This is a genomic window from Corynebacterium tuberculostearicum (assembly GCF_016894265.1).
GTDB lineage: Bacteria > Actinomycetota > Actinomycetes > Mycobacteriales > Mycobacteriaceae > Corynebacterium > Corynebacterium tuberculostearicum_D.
On the sequence record NZ_CP069791.1, the window covers coordinates 1,825,253 to 1,849,116 of the forward strand.

Sequence of the window (23,864 nt, forward strand, 5' to 3'; positions counted from 1 at the left end):
GTTCGATTATAAGAGAATTCCCACATGAACAAAAGCCCGTTTTGTTGGCCTTCCAGGGACTTTTTCTACCTGGGAGTGCTTCACCGCTGGTCAACCACCTAGAGGCAACGATCATCCCGGCAAACGATTGCACAAACTGTCTAAAAGATCACAAAAGCCGCGCCCACCCCATCTAGGTGATGAAGTGGGCGCGGCCGTGAGCCAAGCCCTCAGGCTTAGCGGAAACTAACCGGAGGCTTTAGTTGCCAGCGAGCTTGTCGCGCAGTGCGGCGAGCTGCTCGTCGGAAGCCAGGGAGCCGCCAACCTCTGCCTGAGCCTCGGATGCCGGAGCTGCATCGGAGGAATCAGAGGAGTAGTTGGAGGACTCTGCAGACTCAGCAGCCTCAGCGGCTGCGGCGCGGTTGCGCTCAATCTGAGCGGTGTGCAGGTTGAAGCGACGCTCGGACTCTGCGTAGCGTGCCTCCCAAGCCTGACGCTGCTCGTCGAAGCCTTCCTTCCACTCGTTGGTCTCAGGGTCAAAGCCCTCAGGGAAGACGTAGTTGCCCTGCTCGTCGTAGGAGTCAGCCATGCCGTACTTGGACGGATCGAACTCTTCGGTGTAGTCCTCGTCTGCCTGCTTAACGGACAGGGAGATACGACGACGCTCGAGATCGATGTCGATGACCTTGACCATAACCTCCTGGCCAACGGTGACAACCTGGTCCGGAACCTCGACGTGGCGCTGAGCCAGCTCGGAGATGTGAACCAGGCCCTCGATGCCCTCCTCGACGCGAACGAAGGCACCGAACGGAACGAGCTTGGTGACCTTGCCCGGAACGATCTGGCCCACAGCGTGGGTGCGGGCGAATACGCGCCACGGATCTTCCTGGGTAGCCTTCAGGGACAGGGAAACGCGCTCGCGGTCCAGATCGACATCCAGAACCTCAACGGTTACCTCGTCACCAACGGTGACAACCTCAGATGGGTGGTCGATGTGCTTCCAGGACAGCTCGGAAACGTGAACCAGGCCGTCGACACCGCCGAGATCGACGAAGGCGCCGAAGTTGACGATGGAGGAAACAACGCCCTTGCGGACCTGGCCCTTCTGCAGCTGGTGCAGGAACTCGGAGCGAACCTCGGACTGGGTCTGCTCCAGGTACGCACGGCGGGACAGAACAACGTTGTTGCGCTGCTTGTCCAGCTCGATGATCTTTGCTTCCAGCTCCTGGCCGATGTACGGCTCCAAGTCACGGACGCGACGCATCTCAACGAGGGATGCAGGCAGGAAGCCACGCAGGCCGATATCCAGGATGAGGCCGCCCTTGACAACCTCGATAACGGTACCGGTAACAGGCTCTTCCTTGGCCTGCAGCTCCTCGATGGCGCCCCATGCGCGCTCGTACTGTGCACGCTTCTTGGACAGGATCAGGCGACCTTCCTTGTCCTCCTTGGTGAGAACAAGTGCGTCAACCTCATCGCCGACCTCAACAACCTCGTCCGGGTTGACGTCGTGCTTGATGGACAGCTCGCGGGAAGGGATAACGCCTTCGGTCTTGTATCCGATGTCCAGCAGTACCTCGTCGTGGTCAACCTTGACGACGGTACCCTCGACAATGTCACCATCGTTGAAGTACTTGATGGTGGCGTCTACAGCTGCGAGGAAGTCCTCTGCGGTTCCGATATCGTTAATCGCAACCTGCGGGGTGTTAGAAGATGGCATATTGAAAAAATGCTCCGAATAAATGTAGGAAATCGAAATTGGACAACTGCGCGTCTCTCGAAAAAAGCTTGCTAAGCTGCGCAAATGCAGCTAAAAAGAGGAATATTCGATCCCGCCTCGTGATTGCTTAAAGCCTTCCTACAGGGACTTAGAACAACCCGTGGCATAGACACGCCCGTCCAACACTACATCTGTCCAGCTAAAAGGGCAAATACACGGACCAACTATTTCGCAAAGGAATTTCTCCCACCGTGACTTCCCCCTCGCACGCAAACCAGGCCTACTGGGATAGCGACGCCGCCAATTACCACGCCGAGCACCCCGACTACCTTTCTTCCTTTTACTGGTGCCCAGAAATGCTCCACGAAGACCAAGCACACTTGCTAGGCGACGTCTCGGCTTCCTCCGTACTCGAAATTGGCTGCGGCTCCGCCCCGTGTACCGAATGGCTCCAGACACGCGCGCACTTCGCCACCGGCTTCGATATCTCCCGCGGCATGCTCAACCACGCTGGACCCGGGCTCGCCTTAACCCAGGCCGATGCACTCTCACTGCCCTACGCGACGGGCTCTTTCGACGCAGCCTTCTCGGCGTTCGGCGCCTTCCCTTTTCTTGCCAACCTTGATTTAGCCCTAAGTGAAGTCTCCCGTGTCCTCAAACCTGGCGGTAGGTTCGTCCTCTCGGCCAACCACCCCATGCGCTGGATATTCCCTGATGATCCCACCGATCTGACGGCCGATATCAGCTATTTCGATCGCGCTTATCTGGAGCAAGACCGCGATGGCAACCTGACCTATGCGGAATTTCATCGCACTATCGCGGATTGGTTTCAGGCTTTACAGGGCGAAGGCCCGTTCCTAATCGAGGACATCATCGAGCCCGAATGGCCTAGGGATCTCACCACTACGTGGGGCCAATGGTCGCCGGAGCGCGGCGAAATCTTCCCCGGCACGATTATTTTCGTCTGCCGGAATTGCCGCTAACCTATGGGCATGATTCTGGATCGAATTGGCCTTCTCTTGCGTCGCGGCCTCGCATGGTGGATCGACGCCTTCCTGGCAGCAGCCGTGATCGTTGTGGCGCGATGGGCAATCAATGCACTTGCCGACGCCCCCTTAACCGGCCAAGCCCTCGAGATTTACAACGCTGTGGCCCTCGCCCTAGTTTTTTATGCCTACCGCGTATGGGCCGAGGCCACTAAGGCCACTTCGCTAGGAAAATGGTCGCTCAAGCTGGAGATCGTTGCCACCCACCCCGGTGTGCGCGCGGCCTGCTTGCGCAATTCCTGGCTATTACTTTCCATGCTCACACTGACGGGAGTGCCGTTTATTGTGCCGTTGTTACTCGGCGTCCTAAGCGTGAGTGTCCTCGCCTTCGGCCAAACCCCTTTTGACATGCTGGCCAATTGCCTAGTCGAGCGCCGATCTCAGATGGATACGCCTTCTTTTCGCGGCACCAAGTAATACAGGAGCGCAAGGACTACCAGGACAGCGAACATCCAGGAAGATGGGAAGAGGAATGCTAGTGCCGTAGCTACCACCATCACCGCGGCGGCCGTTAGCCTCCTGACCTTCGGGTTGGGTGCGACGCGGGCGATGGTCATGGCGGCCACAACATACGACACCGCCAAAATTCCGTACCCGATTACACTCACCCTATATTCTGCAAGATACCGTTCGAGCCCGAAGTCAGCAATATCGGTGGCAGGAAAGGTTACTTGAATGGCCCAAAGGCTTTCAAAGACGCGGAGGGTCCACCTATTCGTCTTCTCTTCTATCGCCACGGCTCGGCAATTCCCTTCTTAGTTTTTCGACTTACACTCATAACTTTTTCCGCACAGAAAAGGCTACCTAAAAAAACTTAGTGCGCATCCCGCCACAACTTTTGAACTTTCCGCATTGCATAGCCGGGCATGCCCAAGTCCTCGATGGTTTGCTTATTCCACGTTCCACGGACCTGTCCTTCCACCACGATGGCGCGGCGAAATACCCCGCGGTTTCCAGGAACAAGTACCTCGTGGACTTCCTTCGTCATCGCAAAAAGACGGTCTTGATAACCCAAGATGTACTCGTCAAATGCTCCCAGCAGCAATACCGATTGCTTCTTTCGCGCTTCGGCCATTTCCACTATCTCAGCCGACACAAGGTCCTGGGAAACTTCGCCGCAGCGCATGATGTCCGGCGCGAGGTTTTCGGCTGCGGGCCGTATCAGTCTTTGTGGGAGCTTTGCCCACCAGGCAAAGTCGTGCAATGTTGCGGGACCGTGCGTTCGGAAGTACCGAGTCATCAGCTCCGCGGTCGCCGCGACTTTATCGCCGTTGAAGGTCTCCTCTAGCCCCGGCAGATCCACCGGTGTGATGAGCTGATCGGCTCCTGAATAGACGGCGTGACCGCTTTCCATTGCTACACGCACAACATGCCAAAAGGGTACGTCGGGCAACGCTGTTGCAGCCCGCTCCTTGAGCTCGGCGCGCGAAAGCGGATTGTCAATGAGCTTGGTTACCCCTGCTCGCAGCTCGGTATCACCCTTGCGCCCCTTCGCGCAGAGTTCGGTTATCCAGCCTATGTCCTTGATAGAAGCCGCGAAAAGCGTATTGCGCATGGGATACCCACGCACAATGTTTCCAGCATCTGAATGGTCTTTCGCCCGCAAGGCCAGTGACCGGCGCACCGAATGCAAGTCTTGGCCTTGCATGACGCCGAAGGCGCGGGCTGTCTCCTCAGCACTCTCCCACCGCCTCATGGTTAGGCCTTGCGAGGCGAGCCTCAAGCGCGCCTTTTCCCGGCGGGAGAATGTAACCGAGCTAGTGGGCTGCGGCATCCCAATCCTTGCCGGCTCCGGCGGAGACCTCTAGCGGCACGTTCAGCTCGATCGCTGAGTCCATCTCGCGCTCGAGAATCTCTCGAACTTCGTCCGCCTCACCGGGGGCGACTTCGACCACCAATTCATCGTGTACCTGAAGCAGCACGCGAGACTTCATCCCTTGCAGTGCGCGGTCTACGCGAATCATCGCCACCTTAATAATGTCAGCGGCAGTGCCCTGAATCGGTGCATTAAGCGCAGCGCGCTCCGCGTTCTCGCGTGCTAGGCGGTTATCGGAGTTTAGCTCTGGCAAGTAGCGGCGACGGCCGAAGAGCGTTGCCGTGTAACCATCCTTGCGGGCTTGGACCACGACTTCATCGAGGTACTTCTTCACGCCGCCAAAGCGCTCGAAGTAGCTTTCCATAATGGACTTTGCTTCCCCTGCCGGAATGCCCAATTGCTGGGATAGACCAAAGGCAGACAGCCCGTAGACCAACCCGTAAGACATGGCCTTGACTCGGCGGCGCAGCTCGGGTGTCACCTGGTCAACGGGAACGTCAAAGACTCGAGAGCCAACATAGTTGTGCAGGTCTTCGCCTTCCTTGTAGGCCTCGATGAGGCCTGGATCGGCGGAGAGGTGCGCCATGACACGCATCTCAATCTGCGAGTAGTCCGCAGTCATGAGTTCATCGAAGCCATCGCCCACGATGAAGGCAGAACGGATCTGGCGGCCTGCTTCGGTGCGCACGGGGATGTTTTGCAGGTTGGGTTCGGTGGACGACAAGCGGCCGGTAGAGGCCACGGTTTGGTTAAACGTGGTGTGAATGCGGCCGTCAGGCTGCACGGTTTTGATGAGACCTTCCAAGGTGGTCTTCATCTTCTGGTACTCGCGGTGTGCCAAGAGGTGATCGAGGAAAGGGTGAGGGTTCTTAGCCGCGAGCTGTTCAATCTCCTTGGCCGCGGTGGAATAGCCCGTCTTCGTCTTCTTAGTCTTGGGCAGCTCGAAGGTCTCAAAGAGCACGGTTTGCAGCTGCTTCGGCGAGTTGAGGTTGAGTTTGTCATCGCCGGCAAGCTCGCGGGCGGCGCGCTCTTGTTCGGCAACCTGCTCTACAAAGGCATCCTTTTGTGTTTCGAGAATGTCAACGTCAACGGCAATACCGGTAGCCTCCATGCGCGCCAGGATGGTTACCAGCGGCAACTCAAGGTCGGTATAGAGCTCGAAGGAATCAATCTCCTGCAGCTCCGCAGTGAGCCGCTCTGCCAGCTCCATAATTGCCGCAGCTTGGTCAACCAGGGAGGAATCATCCAGCAATGAAAGCTGCTCCGTGGCGGCGCCGAGGGTCTTTTGGAGGTGGCGCTGGTAGACGTCGGCAAGCGCGTAAGTGCGCTGACCAGGGCGAAGCAGGTAGGCAGCAAGGGCCGTGTCATGGGCGATGCCGGCAAGCTCAATACCGCGGCCGGCGAGCATATGGAAGGCCGCCTTTGCCTCGTGGAAATACTTCGGCGTATCAGATGCTAACCACTGAGCCAGGGCCTTATCGTCCTCGGCAGAAAGGTCGCCCAGCTCCACTTGCAGGCCGTGGCGTTCCTGGTCCACGAAGGCTATCGCAGAAGCATCACCTTGTCCCGGGTTTCCCTCGCCTTGGACATACACCGCGACATGCTCTCGGCCGGGCAGCCACTGGGACAAGGGTTCGTCATCGATGACCGTCTCTAGCTCTTGGACCTCCTCGGTCTGCTCGGCTGCCTCAGCGCCATCATTGGGAATGGCGGCGAGTACGCGATCGCGCAGGTTGGTACCGAACTCTAGGTCATCGAACTTGGCGGCGACGTCGGCGACCTTGGCTTCCTTAAAGGCCAAGTCATTTGGACCGACCTCTAGGTCCATGTCCGTAATCATCTGGGTGAGCTTGCGGTTCATCTGCACCTGCTCGATGCGCTCGCGGAAGTTATTGCCCACCACGCCCTTAATTTCCTCTGCGTGCTCGACCAAGGATGCCAAGTCTCCATACTTGACTATCCACTTGGTGGCCGTCTTCTCGCCCACCTTGGGGATGCCCGGCAAATTATCGGAAGGATCGCCGCGCAACGCGGCAAAGTCCGGGTACTGCGCGGGGGTGAGACCGTACTTCTCCTCTACTGCGGCGGGGGTAAAGCGGTGGAGCGTGGATACGCCCTTCATGGGATAGAGCACCGTCGTGGACTCATTAACTAACTGCAGGTAGTCACGGTCGCCAGTGACGATGAGGGTCTCATAGTCCTGTGCCTCGGTTGCGAGAGTGGCCAGAATGTCATCAGCCTCGAAATTCTCCCGGGACAGGGTGGTAATTCCCAGTACCTCGAGCACCTCGCGAATGAGGTCTACCTGACCCTTGAATTCCTCCGGCGCAGCCTCGCGCTGGGCCTTATAGTCCGGGAACATCTCAGTGCGGAAGGTCTTGCGCCCCACGTCGAATGCCACCGCAATGGCGTCGGGGGCCTCTTCCGCCACGATATTAGAGAGCATCGATAAGAAGCCATACACGGCATTGGTGTGCTGGCCTCCTGAGGTGGAGAAATTATCCACCGGCAGGGCATAGAAGGCACGAAAGGCCATAGAGTGGCCGTCAATGAGCAGAAGTCGAGGCTGATTAGTAGTCACCTGCCCCATCCTAGAGAAGCACACCGACATCCGAACACCCCGGTGCAGATTTTGTGGATGACGTGCGCATTCCCCCACTGCCCCAACCCAATTAGGAATTCGCCTAGTGCCTGCGCTACTATTTTCACAGTCAAAGGCAGTCCGCCTTTACACTGTGCGCCCCTGTAGCCCAATTGGCAGAGGCAACGGATTCAAAACCCGTCCAGTGTGAGTTCGAGTCTCACCAGGGGCACAACGAGATAAGGCCTCGGTTTCCACTAAGTCAGGGAAACCGAGGCCTTTGCTTTAACCCAGTTCAGGCAGGGTTGGCAGGTGGTACTTGCGCAGGAGCGCGTTGATTTGCGGGATTGAGGCCTTCAGCTGCGGTAGTGCTAGACCGATAAGTCCGGCCACGCCTGCGATGCCGAGGATTGCTCCCAAGATGGCGGGCTTCGAGCTCGTCCTGGAGCTCAACTCGGAGCTTCCCGTGGCAGGCTGCGTAGTATCGACCGGTTCGCCGTCATCGTGTGCACGGGCGGTTAGCCATTCGTCCTTGCCCAGAACACCCTGGGTCAGGCGGGTCTCGCCGATCCAGCCGTACCACGGATCCTGCGGGCGCTGGTTATCAAAGCCGCCACCCATGACCCACTGCAGGTCCCGCGGGAGGAGGCCTTCGGCGCCTACGGCATTGCGCAAGATAGGCGCGCCGTTGATGAACATCTCCACGCTATCGCGCTCCGGATCATTGACCACGGCGATGTGCATCCACTCGTCCTTGGGCACCTCGTGGGACCATACGGTAGAACCGCTTCCCTGCTTCGGCTCCGCCCACCAGCGCAGCTCGCGGAGATTGGAGATACCAAACATGACGGTGGGATCCGTGTCCTCAGAGCCGTCGACCAACTTATTGATGGCAGAGTCGCGGCTAAGCGCGCTTCCCCAGCCATGTTGGGCACCATTGAAGTTCTTTGGAATCTTGACGAAGGATTCGAAGGTGTACCCCTTGGTGGTATCCACGTTATTAGCCGCGGCGCCCTTGTCGGTGCGGAACTCGGCATTGCCTACCTTGCCGGCAGGGTCGGACCAGAAGAGCGAGCCGGCATCAGAAGACAACGGGTGGTGATCGGAGCTATAGGTCACCCGATCACCTAGCATGGCGCCAGAGCGATGCAGGTCACTGCCGGAATCGCTGGCAATATCGGGGATGGTGGTGCCACGGCCGGCAGGGGCGCCGTCGGCAAGCGCATGGCCGTCCTTGTCTTGGGCCTGGCCCGGGCGCCAGTGGAATACCGTGCGATCATTCTTGGCAAAGTCATCCGCGCCCTTGGGCAGCTCATCCTCCGCGATGGTGTAGGGCCTATAGCCTTCCGCGGCGATGTCGCGCGCACGCTGCGCTAGGTCCGGCTGGTGGCCCTCGCCCACGGTGAAATCCGGGGAAAAGGAGGAAAAGCGCTGCTCAAAGTCGAACGGAATGGCGTAGCTATCGCCCTGATCATCCAGGGTGAGCTTATCGAATTGCGTCAGCTCCTCGTGCGGCTTCTGCGCCACCCACGGAGAGAGCGCGGTCATCTCCAGCTGCTTGCCGGAAAGGTCGAACTCGAGCACTCCCAGCAGACCATTTCCGCCCTGGTAAGCCATTTGATAGTCCTGCAAGATGGAAACGACATCGTGACCGGCATCGTTCTTATCCACGCGGTAGCCCGCACCGTGGTGGTGGCCGCCCATCACCAGAAAAATCTGGTCGTTGCGCTTGATGAACGTATCCCACAGGCCCTTGCCATAGTCATCGGAATAGAAAACGTTGCCCTCGCCATCGATATTGAGGGCTTCGTGCGTCGTGACGATGACGGGGAGGTTGGGGTGCTTATCGATGATGCCTTGCGCCCACTCAATGGCTTTTTCATCGGCGCGCCAGCCCAGCGCAAGGTTGAGGTACTTCTGACCCTCAGCCTCAAAGATGTGAGCCTCGGAGTCATTATTGACCGCAGTGTAGCGCTCTTGGAAGGTCTCCGGGTTTGCGGCCTTGGCGCGATCGGCGCTAAACCACTTGTCATACGGGTGGGCCGCCGCACCCTCGACGTCCATGTCGTGATTGCCGGGCAGGATGGAGTAGTTCAGATCCGAGTCGTCGAGGACCTGCATGGCCTTATCGGCTACCTGCCATTCACCCTCCACGTTCCACTGGTCTACAACGTCACCCAGGTGGGTGACGAAGTCCATGTTCAGCTCGTCTTGGTGGTCTACCAACCATTGAGTTTGGGCCAAGTAGGGTTCGCTTCCGTAGCGAGCTTGGGCCAAGTTGCCCGTCTCCGGGGTGGAATAGCGCGAATAGAACTGGGTATCCGGTAAGACGCCGATGCTGAAACGAGAGCCCTCGCTTGGCGACGCCCCCTCGGCCCCAAACTCCGCAGCACTTGCGGCCGGTACAACAACGAGGTTTCCCACCACCGCGGTTGCAGTTAGCGCGGGCAGGACGAAACGATTTTTCATAGAGAGTCCTTTAAGACTGGAAAGGAATGCTTGCTCAGGGAAGATGGCGGGAATACGCAAGGGATTCTAGGACGTGAAGCTTTCAGCTAGTTGAAGCCCGCGTAAACAGGAGACTGAATATTGGGAAACTTATGGTTGCCTCTGGAAGAGACATCTTCTCGTGTGAGATTCCGTATAACCTGCCCCAAACTGCATAGTTGCATTGGGGTGCATTAAACTGACAGAATATTCATGAATGCGGTTTTACCTCTACGGTTAGGAAGAAGACCCTCCCCTACCGCGGTAGGTAGATCACCGCCCTCTAATGAAAGATATGCATTACGATTCACAGCGGTTCGCCTAGCCTCCCGCTTCGGCACTTTTCTGCTGCCTAGCTAGGCCAGTCGCCCTCCGCACCAGTCCCCTCCCAGGTAGATTTTTATTTTATGCAGTACATTTTGAACGCTATCCGCGGCGCCCTCATCGGCATGGCCGAGCTCGTACCGGGCATCTCCGGTGGCACCGTGGCGCTCATCGTGGGCATTTATGAACGCGCAGTCCACAACGCCAACGATCTCATCTCCGGCCGCTTCAAGAAGGTGGAATGGAGCTTCCTCATCTCCGTAGCGATCGGCATGTTCATCGCCGTCTTCGGAATGTCCACCGTGCTTTCTAACTTCGTAGATAATCACGTATCGGCTTCCGGAGCGCTCTTTTTGGGCATGGTTGCCGTGTCCATTTTTGTACCGCTATCCATGCTTTCTAAGCAGGAGAGGCTGCGCCCCTCTTCCATCATTGCCTTTGTGATCGCTGCGATTGCCATCTTCTTTATCACCGGCTTCACCTCCGAACCGCACGAGAACCCCAGCCTCATCGTGGTCTTCTTCGCCGCCGCCATCGCGGTATGCGCACTCATCCTGCCTGGCATCTCCGGCTCGCTCATCCTGCTGACCATGGGCCTCTACCAGCCAATCATTGGCGCCGTTTCGGATCGTGACCTGGGCACTATCGCCGTCTTCGCGTTAGGTGCCCTGTGTGGTCTTGCGGCGTTTATCAAGATATTGAACTTCCTGCTGGATCATCACCGCGCCCCTACGCTGATGGCTATGGCAGGCTTCATGCTCGGTTCTCTGCGCGCACTGTGGCCCTGGGGAGCTGACCAAGATGCCTCTAGCGGCATCATCATCGGCATGTTCATCCTCGGTGCACTCATCGTCTCCGCCTTCATCTTCGTAGATATGAAGAAGGCCCGCGCTATAGATGAAAGGACGGCGCAAAAATAATGCCGCGCTCGTTTTCTCGCCACGCAACTATCGCCGCGGTCCTCGTCCCCACGCTGAGCCTAGGCGCCTGCGTCACCAACGAGGAAGATTCCACTCCAGACGGCTGGGAAGAACCCCATTCCGCAATGGTGCCGGAAATTGCCGCCATGTATGACGACAACGATGGCGTCCTCACTGCCGGAACTAACCCACCCTATGCCCCATTTCAGCTTAAGGATTCCCACGGGGCGCTCCAGGGCGTTGAACTCGATCTTGCGCACGCCGTTGCCGGCGTCTTGGGACTCGATTTCCAGCCCGTGGAACAGGACTTCTCCATGATCCTGCCCGCCGTGCAATCGGGCCAGATTGATATGGGCGCATCCGGATTCACGGATAACCCCGAGCGCCGCAATGAATTCGACTTTGTAGATCATCTCTACGCTGGCATCCAGTGGGCCGAGCGAGTAGATGGACCTAAGAAGGTTGACCCGGATAATCCTTGCGGCTTGACCGTTGCGGTGCAGCGCACCACGGTATCTGAAACCGACGATGTGCGGCCCAAGAAGGATGCGTGCAACGGCGATCTCACGGTCTTGTCTTATGACACCGGTGACAATGCCGCGCTGGCGGTACTTATGGGACGCGCAGATGCCCTGTCCGCAGACTCCCCAGTAACGGCGTGGGCTGTGAATCGCTCCGAAGGAAAGATGCGGCAGGTAGGCGATATGTTCCAAGCATCGCCCTATGGCTTTGCCGTACCCAAGGATTCCGATTTGGGCAAGGCCTCTGCCGCGGCACTGCAACACCTCATCGAAACCGGTGAGTATGCAGAAATTTTGTCCCGCTGGGGCATCGAGGATGGCTTAATAGACCAGGCAATGATTAATGAAAGGCCGATCAATGGTTAATGAAAATACGGCGACGCCAGCTACGGCAGAGCCTAAGGAAAAGCCCGCCAAGATCGAGGCGCGACCTCTACGCCACCCGTGGCGCTGGGTATTCGCCGGCCTGCTCATCGTGCTCGGCGTGTGGTTCATCATCGCCTCCGCCCGCAACGAGGCCTTTAGCTGGGACACCTACTTCCAGTACCTCTTTGATAAGCGCATTGCACTTGCCTCCCTCCACACCATCGCCATCACCATTTTGTCCATGATCATCGGCGTTGTCGGTGGTGCCATACTTGCGGTTATGCGCATGTCCCCGAACCCGGTGCTGCGCAGCGTCTCCTGGATATTCCTCTGGGTCTTCCGCGGCACGCCGATCTATGTGCAGCTGGTGTTCTGGGGCCTGCTCTCCGCCATCTACCAATCCATCAACTTGGGCTTTACCGAGGTGTCTTTGCAGACGATCCTCACCAACGCCTTCTTCCTTGCGGTGATGGGCCTAGGCCTCAATGAGGCCGCCTATATGGCCGAGATTGTGCGCTCGGGCATCACCTCCGTTCCCGAGGGGCAGAAGGAAGCTTCCAAGGCACTGGGCATGTCCTGGTGGATGACCATGCGCCGCACCGTCCTTCCGCAGGCCATGCGCATTATCATTCCGCCCACGGGCAATGAATTCATTTCCTTGCTCAAGACCTCTTCCCTCGTGGTGGCCATTCCTTATACCGAGGAAATCTTCGGCCGCACCACGGATATTTCCGCTGCCCTCTTCCAGCCCATCCCGCTGCTCCTTGTCGCAGCGTCCTGGTACCTCGTGGTTACTTCCCTGCTGATGGTGGGACAGTACTTCCTGGAGCGCCGCTTTGAGCGCGGTGCAACCCGCGAACTCACCGGCCGCCAACTCGCGGCACTGGCAGACGCTGAAGGAACCATCCCCCGCAACGTATCCGTGATTTCGGAGGCTAAAAACTAATGGCTACTCCCATGATTTCCGCCCAGAACGTCCATAAGTCCTTCGGACAGCTCGAAGTCCTCAAAGGCATTGACCTTGAGGTCCAGCCCGGCGAAGTGGCCTGCCTACTAGGCCCCTCGGGCTCCGGCAAGTCCACCTTCCTGCGCTGCGTCAACCACCTTGATAAGGCGACGGCGGGCCGCCTCTACGTCGACGGCGAGCTGATTGGCTACCGCGAAAAGAACGGCACCCTGTATGAGATCAGCGAAAAGGAAGCCGCAGAACAGCGCTCCGATATCGGAATGGTCTTTCAGTCTTTTAACCTTTTCCCCCACCGCACGGTGATTGAGAACATCATCGAGGCACCGGTGCAGGTGAAAAAGATTCCCGAAGAGACCGCCCGCGCCCGCGCTATGGAGCTGTTGGAGGACGTTGGACTTGCTTCCAAGGCCAATAACTACCCGGTGCAGCTCTCTGGCGGACAGCAACAGCGCGTTGCCATCGCTCGTGCGGTGGCTATGGATCCTAAGCTTATGCTTTTCGACGAACCTACGTCCGCCCTCGACCCCGAGCTCGTCGGCGAAGTGCTGCGCGTTATGAAGGACCTCGCAGCCGAAGGCATGACCATGCTCGTAGTCACCCACGAGATGGGTTTTGCGCGCGAGGTAGCCGATAAGGTCTTCTTCATGGACGGCGGCGTGGTCATTGAGTCCGGCAGCCCAGCTGAGGTTTTGGATAACCCGCAACAACCACGCACCAAGGACTTTTTGGCTTCGTTGCTGTAAGCCCCCACTACACTCCGCAAAGTGCCTTCAGCCCGCCACCTCTTCAGCAAAGAGGACCGGCGGGCTTTGCCGTGGCTCACTCGCCTACGAAAGCGTCAAAATGCCCCGAATCAGTGCGCTGGCCGCGCCCAACCCGGCAACGCTCAGTGAGAGCACGCGGGCCTTTTCTCGTGGAACACGCCGAGCAATGCGGGTGCCGGCCCAAATTCCGACGAACATACCTAAGACTCCGGCGGGCCACATCACCCAAGGCAGGCCATCAAAGTGGGCCGCACCAGTAAGCGTCTTGGTCATCACGGAAAAGAATCCGCCTACGACAAAAATCGGCTGCAGCGTAGCTGCGTAGACATTTTGGGGCCACTTTGCCGCCTGGGCGTAGACGGTAATAACCGGGCCGGCCACGCCCGCCAAGGTATTGGTAAAGCCGCCGAGAATACCGGCGGAGATGGCAGGGCCTTTGCCCTCCATCGGCGGGACAAACTTCTTTCCAAATGTCACTACGGCTAATGCAGCCAGAAGCGCAGCGCCCACCACGATCATGAGCCCTGCCGTGTCCATGCGCCTAATGAGCAGCGCCGCGGCCAAGGAACCAATCACCATGACTGGTGCTATCAGACCGAACTTCTTCCAGCTCACATTCTCACGCACGGAATAGGTGGTCAGAATCGCATTTATGCAGGCCAAGACGTTAATTACGAGGATTCCTTCGACCGGCCCCATAATGAGCATGAGGATGGGACCGCCGATGAGACCGAGTCCCATTCCGGATACCCGTTGCAGCGTCGAACCAACGACAACGACGAGGAAAATAACCAGTGCGAGGCTCACTGCCGGTATTTCTCCTTTACCGCACGACCGACAGGCTCTGGGAACATTCCCGTTACGTCGCCGCCAAACTTTGCTACCTGCTTGCACAGCGAGGAACTAATATATCCGTACTTCTCGTCCGTGAGCAGGAAGACGGTATCGATTCCGGAAAGGCGCCGGTTCATCTGCGCCATGGGCAGCTCATATTCATAATCCAGAGAGCTACGCAACCCCTTCACCAGGACGTCTGCCCCGTGCTCCGTGGTGTAATCCACCAAAAGCCCGGAGCAATAATCCACCTTGATGGAAGAATCCACGCTCTGGCGGATAAGTTCCATGCGCTCCTCCACGCTAAAAAGCCCAGAAGGCTTGTCAGGGTTACCGGTTACCAACACGGTAACCTCATCAAACATTTGGTTAGCGCGGTTGATGATATCGACGTGACCTAAGGTAACGGGGTCGAAGGATCCAGGGCAGACGGCCTTAGTCATGCTACTTTCGCTTTCTGTTCAGGGGTTTAGCCTTCGGCGTCCTCGCTGCCGGGGCGGGTATAAACCGCCATATCCATGCGGGCGATGCCAAAGGTGCGCTTCTTCAGCTTCTGGCCGGTGGGCTCAAAACCAGCAGGCCACACAGTATCCGCGGAATCGACGTGGCGCTCAATTACTACCATTGCGCGGTCGGTAAGCACCGGTTCGATGGCAGCAATGAGTTCATCCACCTCGTCGAATGCGTACGGCGGGTCCGCCAGCACCAGGTCAAAGTGTTTGCGCGGGGCACTAGCCAGGTAGGTGCCTACCTTCATCTCTTGCACGCGCACGCCGGGATGCTTGACGACGCCCATGTTGTGCCGGATGATTTTCACCGCATCGGCCGAAGATTCCACCAGTACTGCTTCATCTGCTCCACGGCTCGCCGCCTCTAGGCCCAGGGCACCAGAGCCAGCAAAAAGATCGAGCACTGAAGATCCAGCAAAGCCCCACCGTGCAGTGAGGGATGAAAACAGCCCTTCGCGGGCGCGATCTGCGGTAGGCCGAGTTCCTTCTGCGGGCACTTTGATGGTGCGGCCGCGGGCTTCGCCGGCAATAATGCGCGTCATTTATGCTTCTCCAATCTCCATCAAAAGGTCTCCGCCCACCACATCACTAAAGTCAGAGACCACGATACGGTGGACCTTTCCTGGTCCCGGACTTTCTACGGGAGCCTCAAGCTTCGTGGCTTCAACGGTCGCAAGCGGTACTCCGGTATCAACAGTGTCTCCCACATTCACATGGCAGCGGACGATGCCCGCGAAGGGGGCGTAAATTTTCATGCTTCTAGGTTAACCCGTCTTAGTTCTTCTCCAAGTATTCCTGTTCGCTTTCGCTCAAATTGCGCGTGAGTTTCTCAGCCAATTCGGGATTGCGCAACACCATGGCGCGCGCATCCGTGTGGGTGCGCTCCACAATGTCTTGGTCATCCGCCAAGTTCAGTAGCCGCAGTGTGCGGTGCGTTCCGGACTGCATGGTGCCCAAGATGTCGCCCTCTTGCCGCTGGCGCAAATCAAGCTCGGCCAGTTCAAAACCCGAGGACGTTTGGGCGATCTGAGTGATACGACGGAAGGACGGAGTGTTATCGGCTGCCGTCGTATGCAAAAGGCAGACGGAGGCATTACCGCCTCGTCCCACACGCCCACGCAACTGGTGTAGCTGGGAAACGCCGAAATGCTCGGACTCGCGAATGAGCATTACCGTGGCATTGGGAACATCCACGCCCACCTCAATGACCGTGGTAGAGACCAGGATATCGATCTCTCCCCTGGCAAATGACGTCATTACCTCGTCTTTATTGGGCATCTTCCCATGCAAGATGGCGACCCGCAGTCCCTTGAAGGGACCGTTTTCTAACTGCTGTGCAAGCTCTAGCACTCCGCCTTTGCCTTCAATGCGCGGGCAGACGATATAGGCCTGATGTCCGTGGGCAACCTCCTCGCGTATGCGCTCGAGTGCGCGTAGCACCCAGGTCAGCCGCCACTCGGCCACCACTGCTGACTGAATAGGTTTGCGACCACCGGGCAGCTCGGTCAGCGTTGATACGGCGAGGTCGCCAAAGACGGTCATCGCAATGGTGCGCGGAATCGGTGTTGCTGTCATCACCAGCACGTGGGGGCTAAGGCCTTTACGTGCCTTTAACCGCAGGCTATCGCGCTGCTCTACACCGAACCGGTGTTGCTCATCTACGACGACCAATCCCAAGTTAAAGAACTCCACGGTGTCTTGGATAATCGCATGGGTTCCAATGATGATGTCTGCTTCGCCGGAAACAATATCCAATAAAGCCTGCCGCTTGTCCGCCGTACGCATGGAGCCGGTCAGGAGTACCACCTTGACCCCTTCGGGTACCGAGGTCCCAATGGAGGCAGCGTGTTGGGAGGCGAGCACTTCCGTAGGCGCCAACAGTGCGGCCTGCGTTCCTGCGTCTACAGCCTGCAGCATTGCGCAGGTAGCCACCATGGTTTTGCCCGAGCCGACCTCGCCTTGCAGCAATCTCATCATGGGCAGAGGACGAGCCAGATCGTCTTCAATCTCGCTAATGACCCGACGCTGCCCTTCAGTCAGATCAAAGGGCAGATGGCTCAGCAGTTCTTCGCGATAGCCGCCTAAGGATGCCGGCATGGTAGAAGCGGTGCGGGCTTCGGCATCTCGCTGGCGCAAGGCCATCACCAGGCCAATAGACAAAGCCTCGTCGTACTTCAGCCTCTGAATCGCACGGTACGGGCCTGCTTCCCCAGGCTCATGGATTTCCCGCACTGCCTTATCGAGGCTGATGATCATCTGATAATCCAGCGGTTCCTCAATCGGCGGAGTCTTGGACAGGACGTAGTGGATGGCGCCCATGATGTACCACGAGGTCACCTTGGACGTCGCCGGGTACACCGGTATCCATTCGCGTTCCAAGAGGAGTTGGTCGAGCCTGCCAAACTGCGACAGGTTCCGCAGCGAGCCGGTGGCCTTTGGGCGGTGCTTCTTGCCAGATTCGGCTGCAGGCTGGCGGTAATCATCCAGTTCGCCATCGGGGCGGCCGAAAGCATCAATCTCTACAAAGTCCGGCTGCTGCAACTGCGGCTGGTTGCGAAAGAACTTAAGCTTGCCGCTCATCATGACGCGCTGTCCGCGGTGCAACATCCGCATCACGTAATTGGCATTAAAGAACGTCGCAATGATGCTGCCATCGAGCTGCACATTGATGATGGTGGTCTTGCCCGAGTCATGGCGGGTGAATCCGGTAATGGTTCCGGTAACCGTGACAATATCGCCCTCCGCAGCGTCTCCTAGGCCGACGTCCTTGTTGTGGCGGATATAGTCTCGCGGATAGTGAGCTAAGAGCTCGCCGCAGGTCTCATACCCCAGTGCTTTGGTAATCTTCGCGGCGTCTTTCGCCGCAAGCACCTCTGTCAAAGGGCGGTTGTCCTGCCAGCCGAGCATTGCTATTCCACTCCGATTTCGGTTGCGATATCCGGTACTTTCAGTGCCATAACGTCCACGCGGAGCTGTTGAGCTAGGTCCTCCTGGTCCAGGTCTAGGGCGCTTAAGACTGTGACCTGCTCGCCGCCTTCTGCCAAAAGATCGCGGCAAGTGGCAATGATTGACTGTGGGGTTTCCTGGCTCGGGTAAGCCACCCGCATGGACTTGGCAGCATCACGCATGGCGGCGACGACGGCACCAGTATCCGGATTATCCGGTTCATAGACGGAGATCGCGGCTAAGGCTGCAGCCAGGGATTCCGCGGGCACTACACGCCCAGCAGCGGTCTGCGAACTCACGCCGGTAGCAAGAACGATGTCCTCGTGTTCCGCCGCAATGGGATCATCCGGAGACACAACGCTAACCCCCGCAGACGCCAGAAGATCGCTGATGGGCCCGGCTGGTGCGGCGGCAAACACTCTACGAGCAATCGGCTCTCCGGAGGCAGCTTCGGCGTGAGGAGGCAACACCTCCAGGTGCAGGTTGGTTACCTTTCCTGTACCAAAGGCGGTTTCAACGACTTTGCCGGCCTGCCGGGAGTGGATATGTACATTAGCGTTGTCCTCGGTGGCCCGAGCGATGACAAGGCTGTCACCCATTGGGGCAATTGCTGTCTGCAGCGCGTCTATATCTCCCTCAAAAAAGAAGACTACTTCGAGTTCAGTGGTGGGCTCCGCCTCGGGCAGGCCTGTGTGCCCAGTCGAGCCTTCGATCTCAGCAAGGAGAGACTCTAAGAGGATAACGAGACCAGCGCCGCCGGCATCCACCACTCCTGCCTCGCGCAGGGCTGGCAATTGCGAAGGAGTGCGCTCGAGGGCCGTTTCCGCGGCAGCGATTGCGGCGCTGACAATACTGTGCAAGGTTGCGCCTGATTGCGCTGCAGCGTCTTCGGCGGACTCGGATGCTGCCTTCAAAACCGTAATAACTGTGCCTTCCACCGGCTCGGCGATAGCTCGGTCCACCAGCTCCACGGCCTGCTTGAGGGAACGGACAAAGACGTCGCCGTCGATAACTGAGTCCACAGTTGACTCGGCCACGCCGCGCAGGACCTGCGACAGCACCATTCCCGAGTTTCCACGGGCACCACGCACCGCCCCGAGCGCGAGGGAGTCAGCGACATCGCCGCCATTGTCCAGCTCCGCAACCGCTGCCTCCATAGTGTGCGCCATATTCGAGCCCGTATCGGAATCTGGTACGGGAAAGACATTGAGCGCGTTGATCTCATCGCGACGATGGGCTAATTCCCCCACGGCGCGGGTGGCCCAATTGCGCATTCCGTGGGAATCCAGCGTGCTGGGGTAGGACATGCGCAATAGTTTACAAGCGCCAGTCTATTTCCTGTGCGCCTTGGTCCCGCAAAAGGGCGTTTGCCCGGGAAAAGGGCTTCGAGCCAAAGAAACCGCGGCTGGCCGAAAGCGGTGAGGGGTGTGGTGACTTGATACAGGGGACGTCGGGAAGAAAGCGCTCACACGCTTGTGCATCCCGGCCCCAGAGAATCGCGACCATGGGGCTGCGGTTGAGCGCGCGAATGGCAGCCTCGGTGATCTCTTCCCAGCCGATGCGGCGGTGCGAACCGGCTTGGCCTGGGGCTACGGTAAGTACTCTGTTAAGCAGCAGCACTCCCTGGTCCGCCCAGGCGCTCAGGTCACCATCCTCCCGGCCGTTGATACCCAGATCATCGTGTAGTTCGCGGTAAATATTGACCAAGGAACGCGGCGGTTTCACACCTGGGCGAGTGGAGAAGGCCATGCCCATGGCGTGTCCTGGGGTGGGATAAGGGTCTTGGCCCACGATGAGCACTCGGACCTCGTCCAGCGGCATCTGCAACGCGCGGCAGACGTCCTCGGCCGGGGGCAAGTAGTCCTGTCCCTCAAGAGCGTGAGAAATCTGTGGCCATTGCTTTTCAACAACCGGCGCCAGCACCGGCTCCCAAGAGGGATGGTAGGTGGGGTGCATGGTTAAAAGCTCAGCCAGCCTTTCTGATAGCTCGGTGTCGTGCCACCCAGCGTAACCCCGCAGCCGCGGGTTACGGTGCCAATCTTTCGGAATCCCGAGGGCGCTTCCTTTGCGGTCGTGCCGATGAGGGTGTGGTCTTCGCCGCCGCTGAGTACCCATTCCCACGGGTCGCAGTCGAGTAGATCCGCGGCTTGGCACAGCAATTCTTCCGGTTGCAAGGCCTGCGGATCCAAGTCCATGTGCACGCAGGAATGCTCGGCCATTGTCGTGCAGTCTTGAATCAAACCGTCTGAGTTATCGGTCATGGCGGTGACCCCTGCGGCGCGGGCAATGACGCCGCGGCCGGGGTTGAGCCAGGGGGCACAGTGGGCGTCGATAAGCGGCTGCAGGTACTCATACCCTGCAGGAAGGTTCCGTCCAAAGCGCTCCAACAAGGCCAAGCCGGCGGCCGAGTGGCCGATCTTGCCGTGCGCTACCACCTGCTGGCCGGCCCGCGCCCCGTCCAAGGTCAAGGCGGGAAGGCTGCCGCCGAGGAAGCCTACGGCCGTGATGTTGATGACCAAGAGATCAGACTTAGTGAGGTCGCCGCCTACCAACTCGGCGTTATAGAAGGAGCTATGTTCCGCAATTCCCTCGGCAATGCCGCGCACGAAGGGCACCGGGGTATCGCCTGGCGCGGCGATTGCAAGGAGGGCGGCAACCGGGCGGGCACCCATAGCTTCCACATCGGCAAAATTGCGCAAGATGGCCTTCTTGCCAATCTCGCGCGGGGTCGACCACTCGCGCAGGAAATGGCGTCCCTCCACCATCAAGTCCGTGGCTGCCACGGTGCGGGAATTCGGCGGCGCACTGGGCAGTACCGCGGCATCGTCTCCATTGAGCCCACTGGAGGCCACGGAGGTAATTTCCCGGATGGCGGCGCGTTCTCCCACATCTGCGAGAGTCTGAGTTAAGTTCACCAGCTTCCTTTCGATACTATGAGCCCTTATGACATCCCAATTTAACCGCACCGCGATCTTCATTTCACTTGGGTTGTCCATAGTGATGGTTCTGGCGGTCCTCTTCGGCGCAAAATACGTATTCAATAACGTCGCCAAAGCACCCGTGGCGGTCTCCCCCGTGGAGTCTAAGGAGGCAGACTCGCAAGCCTGCCGCAGCTTTATCGACGCCCTTCCGGATGAGGTCATGGATAAGCCACGTGCCGATATTGCCGAGCCCGTGCCTTCGGGCGTCGCGGCCTGGGCCACTACCTCAGACGATAAGGTCACCGTGCGCTGTGGCGTGGATATGCCTTTCCAGTACACCGAGTACTCCCAGACCCAGGACGTAGAGGGCGAACAGTGGTTCCAGGTGCGCGATGCCACCCCTGGCTCCAACCTCACCACCTGGTATGCACCGCAGCGCTTCCCCATTGTCGCGGTCACTGCCTCCACTGACGCAGAGCCGGGCGAGCTTAACGACGCCCTCTCGTCCCTCGAAGAAAAGCCAGCCACCGCGCACAAGGCGCCACTCAAGGCTCTCAAGGCGGGTGATGACCAGATGTGCGCAGAAGTAGAAAAGGCACTTCCGGATGAAGTAGCTGAGGGCTACCGCCGCCGCGAGGTTGAGGAAAAGAATACCTATGTATGGAGCGCCGATGGCCGCGAAGACATCGTGGCGCGATGCGGCGTAGCCAAGCCGGAGAACTATCGCGCCGGAGTCAAGCTCCAGCAGGTTAACGATATTCCGTGGTTCGAGGACACCACCTTGGCCCATGGCACGACCGCAGGCACGTGGTTTGCCCTCGGCCGCGAGGACTACCTTGCGCTACACGCCCCACAAGATGCCGCGCAGGCGGCACTGGTGGAAATCGGCGACGTGCTCGCAGAGCACACGACCGAAAAGTAGGCCACGCTTGGGCCTACTTGGCTAGGGCCTGCTCGATAAGCGCCTCGAGCAGCGCTGGGTACTCGACGCCCGAGGCCGCGAGCACCTGCGGGTACATGGAGATCGGGGTAAAGCCCGGCAGGGTATTGATCTCGTTGATGTACACGGAGTCCTCGGTGACGAAGAAGTCGACTCGGGACAGACCCTCGCAATTGAGGGCCTCGAAGGCGCGGATTGCCATGTCGCGTAGCTTCTCGGTCAACTCGGGCGCGAAAGGTGCGGGGATTTCGGCGGTGACCACATTGTCGAGGTACTTGGTGTCGAAGCCATAAAAGCCCTCGTCGGAATCATCGATACCGGCGAGCAGCGCCGGGACGGAGGCCAGCAAGGTGCCATCGGCATAGTGAAGTACGCCGATTTCTACCTCTTGGCCAACGATTTCCGGCTCCACCAGGATTTTCTCGTCATCCTCTAGCGCCAGGGCGACGGCTGCGGGGAATTCCTCCCAGGTAGAGACCTTGGATACGCCAATGGAGGATCCACCGCGTGCGGGTTTAACAAAGACGGGCAGGCCTAGTCGCTGCTTTTCGTCTTCGCTTAGCTCGGTGCGGCCTTTGAGGATGACCTCAGGCGCTACTGGGAGGTCTGCTGCTGCCAGCACCTTCTTGGTAAATTCCTTATCCATGCCCACCGAGGACGCCAAGACCCCTGGGCCTACATAGGGCAGGCCGGAAAGCTCAAAGAGGCCTTGTACAGTGCCGTCCTCACCAAAGGGTCCGTGCAGAATGGGAAATACCACGTCGACCTCTGCGAAGAGCGTGCCGTCGGTGACGTTATGGAATTGTCCCCTGGCATTGGGATCAAGAGAAAGGGTCAGCTCCGCCCCTGCGCTAACCTCCGGCATGACACCATCGACAATTTCTAAGCCCTCAGTGGTGCCGGGCGTCCACGTGCCCTCACGGGTAATGCCGATGGGCACCACCTCGAATTTCTCTGGATCGAGGTGGTTCATGATCGCGCCTGCGGATACGCAGGAGACGGAGTGCTCGGTGCTACGGCCGCCATAGATAACGGCCACGCGGGTCTTTTCAGTCATGCCCGCAGATTTTACCCTCGACCTACTCCGACTTCTTAGACCGACCCATCAAAGCGATGATCATATCTTCCACCGCCATGCCCTCGTAGCAGACGCCATAAACCGCGTGCGTGATAGGCATCTCTACCCCGGCCTGCTGGGCGAGGCGATAGATGGAGTCACAGGAGTAGACGCCCTCCGCGACCTGGCCATTGGTTGCGGCCTTGGCCTCTTCAATCGTGCCGCCTTGTCCCAGGCGGTAGCCAAAGGTGCGGTTGCGCGACAGTGTCGAGGTGCACGTTGCCACCAAGTCGCCCATGCCTGCGAGGCCAGAAAAGGTAAATGGATCCGCCCCCAGCTCCACGCCTAGGCGAGTAATTTCCGCCAGACCGCGGGTGATGATGGTGGCCATGGTGTTATTGCCCAGCCCCTTGCCGGAGGCGATACCACAGGCCAAGGCGATGACGTTTTTGCAGGCGCCGCCGATTTCCGCGCCTATAACATCGGTATTGGTGTAGGGCCGCAGGTACGGCGCGGCGACCGCGGCTTGCACGCGCTGAGCGCGTTCTTCGTCAGGGCAGGCAATTACAGTGGCGGCCACTTGGCCGGCAGCAATCTCCTTGGCCAAGTTCGGGCCAGAAAGTACCGCCACGCGGTCTGCTGGCACGCCCGCTGCATCCATAATGACCTCGCTCATGCGCTTGAGCGTGGCAGTCTCTACGCCTTTAGAAATAGACACCAGGGTCGCGTCCTCTGACAGGTGCGGCGCCCACTTTTCCACGTTGGCGCGCAAGGTTTGGGAGGGAACGCCGAACACGACGACGTCGGCAAGCGCCAATGCTTCCGCATCATCATGGGTGGCCCGCACCGCGGCCGGCAGCCGGGTATCCGGCAAATAGTCCGGATTGGTGTGGGTCTCGTTGATGGCCTGCGCCAATTCCGCGCGGCGCGCCCATAGGCGAACGTCATTTCCTGCGTCCGCAAAGACCTTGGCCAAAGTAGTGCCCCAAGAACCAGCACCCATCACGGCAACATTAACCATGGTGTCTCCTCCAAACGTGCAAATCTATAACCCCAACCTTAAAGCATGCCCGTCCCCCGTGGGGCGAGGATGCACAACGCGCCTTACCCGTGGGACAATGGGCGCTTAGACGTTGTTTTCAAACACCCAATTTCTGTGGAAAGGC

The 23,864-nt window shown here is 58.7% G+C and carries 22 protein-coding genes and 1 tRNA gene; 8 read left to right on the forward strand and 15 right to left on the reverse strand.

What is annotated here, in order from left to right:
* Positions 1-238 precede the first annotated feature (238 nt).
* Positions 239-1,699, reverse strand: a complete 1,461-nt coding sequence (gene rpsA / locus I6J28_RS08730) for a 30S ribosomal protein S1 (protein WP_204609233.1) — start codon at positions 1,697-1,699, stop codon at positions 239-241.
* 251 nt (positions 1,700-1,950) lie between these two features.
* Here rpsA and I6J28_RS08735 point away from each other — a divergent pair, with 251 nt between their 5' ends.
* Both I6J28_RS08735 and I6J28_RS08740 read left to right on the forward strand, forming a co-directional pair.
* Positions 1,951-2,682: a class I SAM-dependent methyltransferase gene (locus I6J28_RS08735; protein WP_204609235.1), complete on the forward strand. Its 732-nt coding sequence runs from the start codon at positions 1,951-1,953 to the stop codon at positions 2,680-2,682.
* 9 nt (positions 2,683-2,691) lie between these two features.
* Complete coding sequence (locus tag I6J28_RS08740; protein WP_239454586.1) at positions 2,692-3,162, forward strand: RDD family protein; 471 nt, start codon at positions 2,692-2,694, stop codon at positions 3,160-3,162.
* On the opposite strand, the gene I6J28_RS08745 is transcribed toward I6J28_RS08740, so the two are convergent.
* The 3 genes from I6J28_RS08745 to polA all read right to left on the reverse strand — a co-directional run bounded on the left by I6J28_RS08745 (position 3,126) and on the right by polA (position 7,151).
* Positions 3,126-3,482: a hypothetical protein gene (locus tag I6J28_RS08745; RefSeq protein ID WP_204609239.1), complete on the reverse strand. Its 357-nt coding sequence runs from the start codon at positions 3,480-3,482 to the stop codon at positions 3,126-3,128. The two genes, I6J28_RS08740 and I6J28_RS08745, sit on opposite strands and share 37 nt — an antisense overlap.
* A 77-nt stretch (positions 3,483-3,559) precedes the next feature.
* Positions 3,560-4,441, reverse strand: a complete 882-nt coding sequence (locus I6J28_RS08750) for a DNA glycosylase AlkZ-like family protein (RefSeq protein ID WP_239191372.1) — start codon at positions 4,439-4,441, stop codon at positions 3,560-3,562.
* A 61-nt stretch (positions 4,442-4,502) separates the two neighbouring features.
* Positions 4,503-7,151 carry a DNA polymerase I gene (polA, locus tag I6J28_RS08755; RefSeq protein WP_204609245.1) on the reverse strand — a complete coding sequence of 883 codons (2,649 nt, stop codon included), beginning with the start codon at positions 7,149-7,151 and terminating at the stop codon, positions 4,503-4,505.
* A 149-nt stretch (positions 7,152-7,300) separates the two neighbouring features.
* Between polA and I6J28_RS08760 the strand changes: the two genes are divergently transcribed.
* Positions 7,301-7,374, forward strand: a tRNA-Leu gene (locus I6J28_RS08760).
* A 53-nt stretch (positions 7,375-7,427) separates the two neighbouring features.
* Here the strand turns inward: I6J28_RS08760 and I6J28_RS08765 are convergent.
* Positions 7,428-9,611, reverse strand: coding sequence for a LamG-like jellyroll fold domain-containing protein (locus I6J28_RS08765; protein WP_204609247.1), 2,184 nt, complete (start codon positions 9,609-9,611; stop codon positions 7,428-7,430).
* 425 nt (positions 9,612-10,036) lie between these two features.
* Here I6J28_RS08765 and I6J28_RS08770 point away from each other — a divergent pair, with 425 nt between their 5' ends.
* From I6J28_RS08770 to I6J28_RS08785, 4 genes are read left to right on the forward strand one after another with little or no spacing between them, the layout of a single operon-like run.
* The gene (locus I6J28_RS08770) at positions 10,037-10,873 is read left to right on the forward strand and encodes a DUF368 domain-containing protein (protein ID WP_204609249.1); all 837 of its coding nucleotides are present in this window, start codon (positions 10,037-10,039) and stop codon (positions 10,871-10,873) included.
* Positions 10,873-11,760: an ABC transporter substrate-binding protein gene (locus I6J28_RS08775; protein WP_204609251.1), complete on the forward strand. Its 888-nt coding sequence runs from the start codon at positions 10,873-10,875 to the stop codon at positions 11,758-11,760. The genes I6J28_RS08770 and I6J28_RS08775 overlap by 1 nt, the downstream gene beginning before the upstream one ends.
* Positions 11,753-12,706 (forward strand): amino acid ABC transporter permease, encoded by a 954-nt coding sequence (locus I6J28_RS08780; RefSeq protein ID WP_204609253.1) that lies wholly within the window; start codon positions 11,753-11,755, stop codon positions 12,704-12,706. Before I6J28_RS08775 ends, I6J28_RS08780 begins: the two co-directional genes overlap by 8 nt.
* Entirely contained in the window at positions 12,706-13,470 is a 765-nt protein-coding gene (locus I6J28_RS08785; RefSeq protein WP_005323289.1) for an amino acid ABC transporter ATP-binding protein, read from the forward strand. Before I6J28_RS08780 ends, I6J28_RS08785 begins: the two co-directional genes overlap by 1 nt.
* Positions 13,471-13,554: 84 nt before the next feature.
* Here I6J28_RS08785 and I6J28_RS08790 read toward each other — a convergent pair whose 3' ends face one another.
* Genes I6J28_RS08790 through I6J28_RS08825 form a run of 8 tightly spaced genes read right to left on the reverse strand, consistent with a single transcriptional unit; the run spans position 13,555 to position 20,776 of the window.
* Positions 13,555-14,298: a sulfite exporter TauE/SafE family protein gene (locus I6J28_RS08790; protein ID WP_005327809.1), complete on the reverse strand. Its 744-nt coding sequence runs from the start codon at positions 14,296-14,298 to the stop codon at positions 13,555-13,557.
* Positions 14,295-14,768, reverse strand: coding sequence for a pantetheine-phosphate adenylyltransferase (gene coaD, locus I6J28_RS08795; RefSeq protein ID WP_204609255.1), 474 nt, complete (start codon positions 14,766-14,768; stop codon positions 14,295-14,297). The genes I6J28_RS08790 and coaD overlap by 4 nt, the downstream gene beginning before the upstream one ends.
* Positions 14,769-14,794: 26 nt before the next feature.
* A complete protein-coding gene (gene rsmD / locus I6J28_RS08800; protein ID WP_204609257.1) occupies positions 14,795-15,376 on the reverse strand; it encodes a 16S rRNA (guanine(966)-N(2))-methyltransferase RsmD in 582 nt (193 codons plus the stop codon).
* The gene (locus I6J28_RS08805; RefSeq protein ID WP_005327804.1) at positions 15,377-15,589 is read right to left on the reverse strand and encodes a biotin/lipoyl-containing protein; all 213 of its coding nucleotides are present in this window, start codon (positions 15,587-15,589) and stop codon (positions 15,377-15,379) included. It abuts the gene before it with no gap.
* Between the two features lie 19 nt (positions 15,590-15,608).
* Complete coding sequence (locus I6J28_RS08810) at positions 15,609-17,741, reverse strand: ATP-dependent DNA helicase RecG (RefSeq protein ID WP_204609259.1); 2,133 nt, start codon at positions 17,739-17,741, stop codon at positions 15,609-15,611.
* 2 nt (positions 17,742-17,743) lie between these two features.
* Complete coding sequence (locus I6J28_RS08815; RefSeq protein ID WP_204609261.1) at positions 17,744-19,087, reverse strand: DAK2 domain-containing protein; 1,344 nt, start codon at positions 19,085-19,087, stop codon at positions 17,744-17,746.
* Between the two features lie 10 nt (positions 19,088-19,097).
* Entirely contained in the window at positions 19,098-19,736 is a 639-nt protein-coding gene (locus I6J28_RS08820; RefSeq protein WP_204609263.1) for a uracil-DNA glycosylase, read from the reverse strand.
* 2 nt (positions 19,737-19,738) lie between these two features.
* A complete protein-coding gene (locus I6J28_RS08825; protein WP_204609265.1) occupies positions 19,739-20,776 on the reverse strand; it encodes a thiamine-phosphate kinase in 1,038 nt (345 codons plus the stop codon).
* Here I6J28_RS08825 and I6J28_RS08830 point away from each other — a divergent pair.
* The gene (locus I6J28_RS08830; RefSeq protein ID WP_204609267.1) at positions 20,724-21,623 is read left to right on the forward strand and encodes a DUF3515 domain-containing protein; all 900 of its coding nucleotides are present in this window, start codon (positions 20,724-20,726) and stop codon (positions 21,621-21,623) included. The genes I6J28_RS08825 and I6J28_RS08830 overlap by 53 nt on opposite strands.
* A gap of 13 nt (positions 21,624-21,636) precedes the next feature.
* Here the strand turns inward: I6J28_RS08830 and I6J28_RS08835 are convergent, their stop codons facing one another.
* Positions 21,637-22,698 carry a D-alanine--D-alanine ligase family protein gene (locus I6J28_RS08835; RefSeq protein WP_204609269.1) on the reverse strand — a complete coding sequence of 354 codons (1,062 nt, stop codon included), beginning with the start codon at positions 22,696-22,698 and terminating at the stop codon, positions 21,637-21,639.
* Positions 22,699-22,720: 22 nt separating this feature from the next.
* Positions 22,721-23,719 (reverse strand): NAD(P)H-dependent glycerol-3-phosphate dehydrogenase, encoded by a 999-nt coding sequence (locus I6J28_RS08840; protein WP_204609271.1) that lies wholly within the window; start codon positions 23,717-23,719, stop codon positions 22,721-22,723.
* Positions 23,720-23,864 lie beyond the last annotated feature (145 nt).

What these genes read in the sequence shown, in the direction of transcription:
- rpsA (WP_204609233.1), bottom strand. Translation starts at nt 1,699, where the DNA reads ATGCCATCTTCTAACACCCCGCAGGTTGCGATTAACGATATCGGAACC.
- I6J28_RS08740 (WP_239454586.1), top strand. Translation starts at nt 2,692, where the DNA reads ATGATTCTGGATCGAATTGGCCTTCTCTTGCGTCGCGGCCTCGCATGG.
- I6J28_RS08750 (WP_239191372.1), bottom strand. Translation starts at nt 4,441, where the DNA reads ATGAGGCGGTGGGAGAGTGCTGAGGAGACAGCCCGCGCCTTCGGCGTC.
- polA (WP_204609245.1), bottom strand. Translation starts at nt 7,151, where the DNA reads ATGGGGCAGGTGACTACTAATCAGCCTCGACTTCTGCTCATTGACGGC.
- I6J28_RS08765 (WP_204609247.1), bottom strand. Translation starts at nt 9,611, where the DNA reads ATGAAAAATCGTTTCGTCCTGCCCGCGCTAACTGCAACCGCGGTGGTG.
- I6J28_RS08770 (WP_204609249.1), top strand. Translation starts at nt 10,037, where the DNA reads ATGCAGTACATTTTGAACGCTATCCGCGGCGCCCTCATCGGCATGGCC.
- I6J28_RS08775 (WP_204609251.1), top strand. Translation starts at nt 10,873, where the DNA reads ATGCCGCGCTCGTTTTCTCGCCACGCAACTATCGCCGCGGTCCTCGTC.
- I6J28_RS08780 (WP_204609253.1), top strand. Translation starts at nt 11,753, where the DNA reads ATGGTTAATGAAAATACGGCGACGCCAGCTACGGCAGAGCCTAAGGAA.
- I6J28_RS08785 (WP_005323289.1), top strand. Translation starts at nt 12,706, where the DNA reads ATGGCTACTCCCATGATTTCCGCCCAGAACGTCCATAAGTCCTTCGGA.
- coaD (WP_204609255.1), bottom strand. Translation starts at nt 14,768, where the DNA reads ATGACTAAGGCCGTCTGCCCTGGATCCTTCGACCCCGTTACCTTAGGT.
- rsmD (WP_204609257.1), bottom strand. Translation starts at nt 15,376, where the DNA reads ATGACGCGCATTATTGCCGGCGAAGCCCGCGGCCGCACCATCAAAGTG.
- I6J28_RS08805 (WP_005327804.1), bottom strand. Translation starts at nt 15,589, where the DNA reads ATGAAAATTTACGCCCCCTTCGCGGGCATCGTCCGCTGCCATGTGAAT.
- I6J28_RS08810 (WP_204609259.1), bottom strand. Translation starts at nt 17,741, where the DNA reads ATGCTCGGCTGGCAGGACAACCGCCCTTTGACAGAGGTGCTTGCGGCG.
- I6J28_RS08815 (WP_204609261.1), bottom strand. Translation starts at nt 19,087, where the DNA reads ATGTCCTACCCCAGCACGCTGGATTCCCACGGAATGCGCAATTGGGCC.
- I6J28_RS08820 (WP_204609263.1), bottom strand. Translation starts at nt 19,736, where the DNA reads ATGCACCCCACCTACCATCCCTCTTGGGAGCCGGTGCTGGCGCCGGTT.
- I6J28_RS08830 (WP_204609267.1), top strand. Translation starts at nt 20,724, where the DNA reads ATGACATCCCAATTTAACCGCACCGCGATCTTCATTTCACTTGGGTTG.
- I6J28_RS08825 (WP_204609265.1), bottom strand. Translation starts at nt 20,776, where the DNA reads ATGGACAACCCAAGTGAAATGAAGATCGCGGTGCGGTTAAATTGGGAT.
- I6J28_RS08835 (WP_204609269.1), bottom strand. Translation starts at nt 22,698, where the DNA reads ATGACTGAAAAGACCCGCGTGGCCGTTATCTATGGCGGCCGTAGCACC.
- I6J28_RS08840 (WP_204609271.1), bottom strand. Translation starts at nt 23,719, where the DNA reads ATGGTTAATGTTGCCGTGATGGGTGCTGGTTCTTGGGGCACTACTTTG.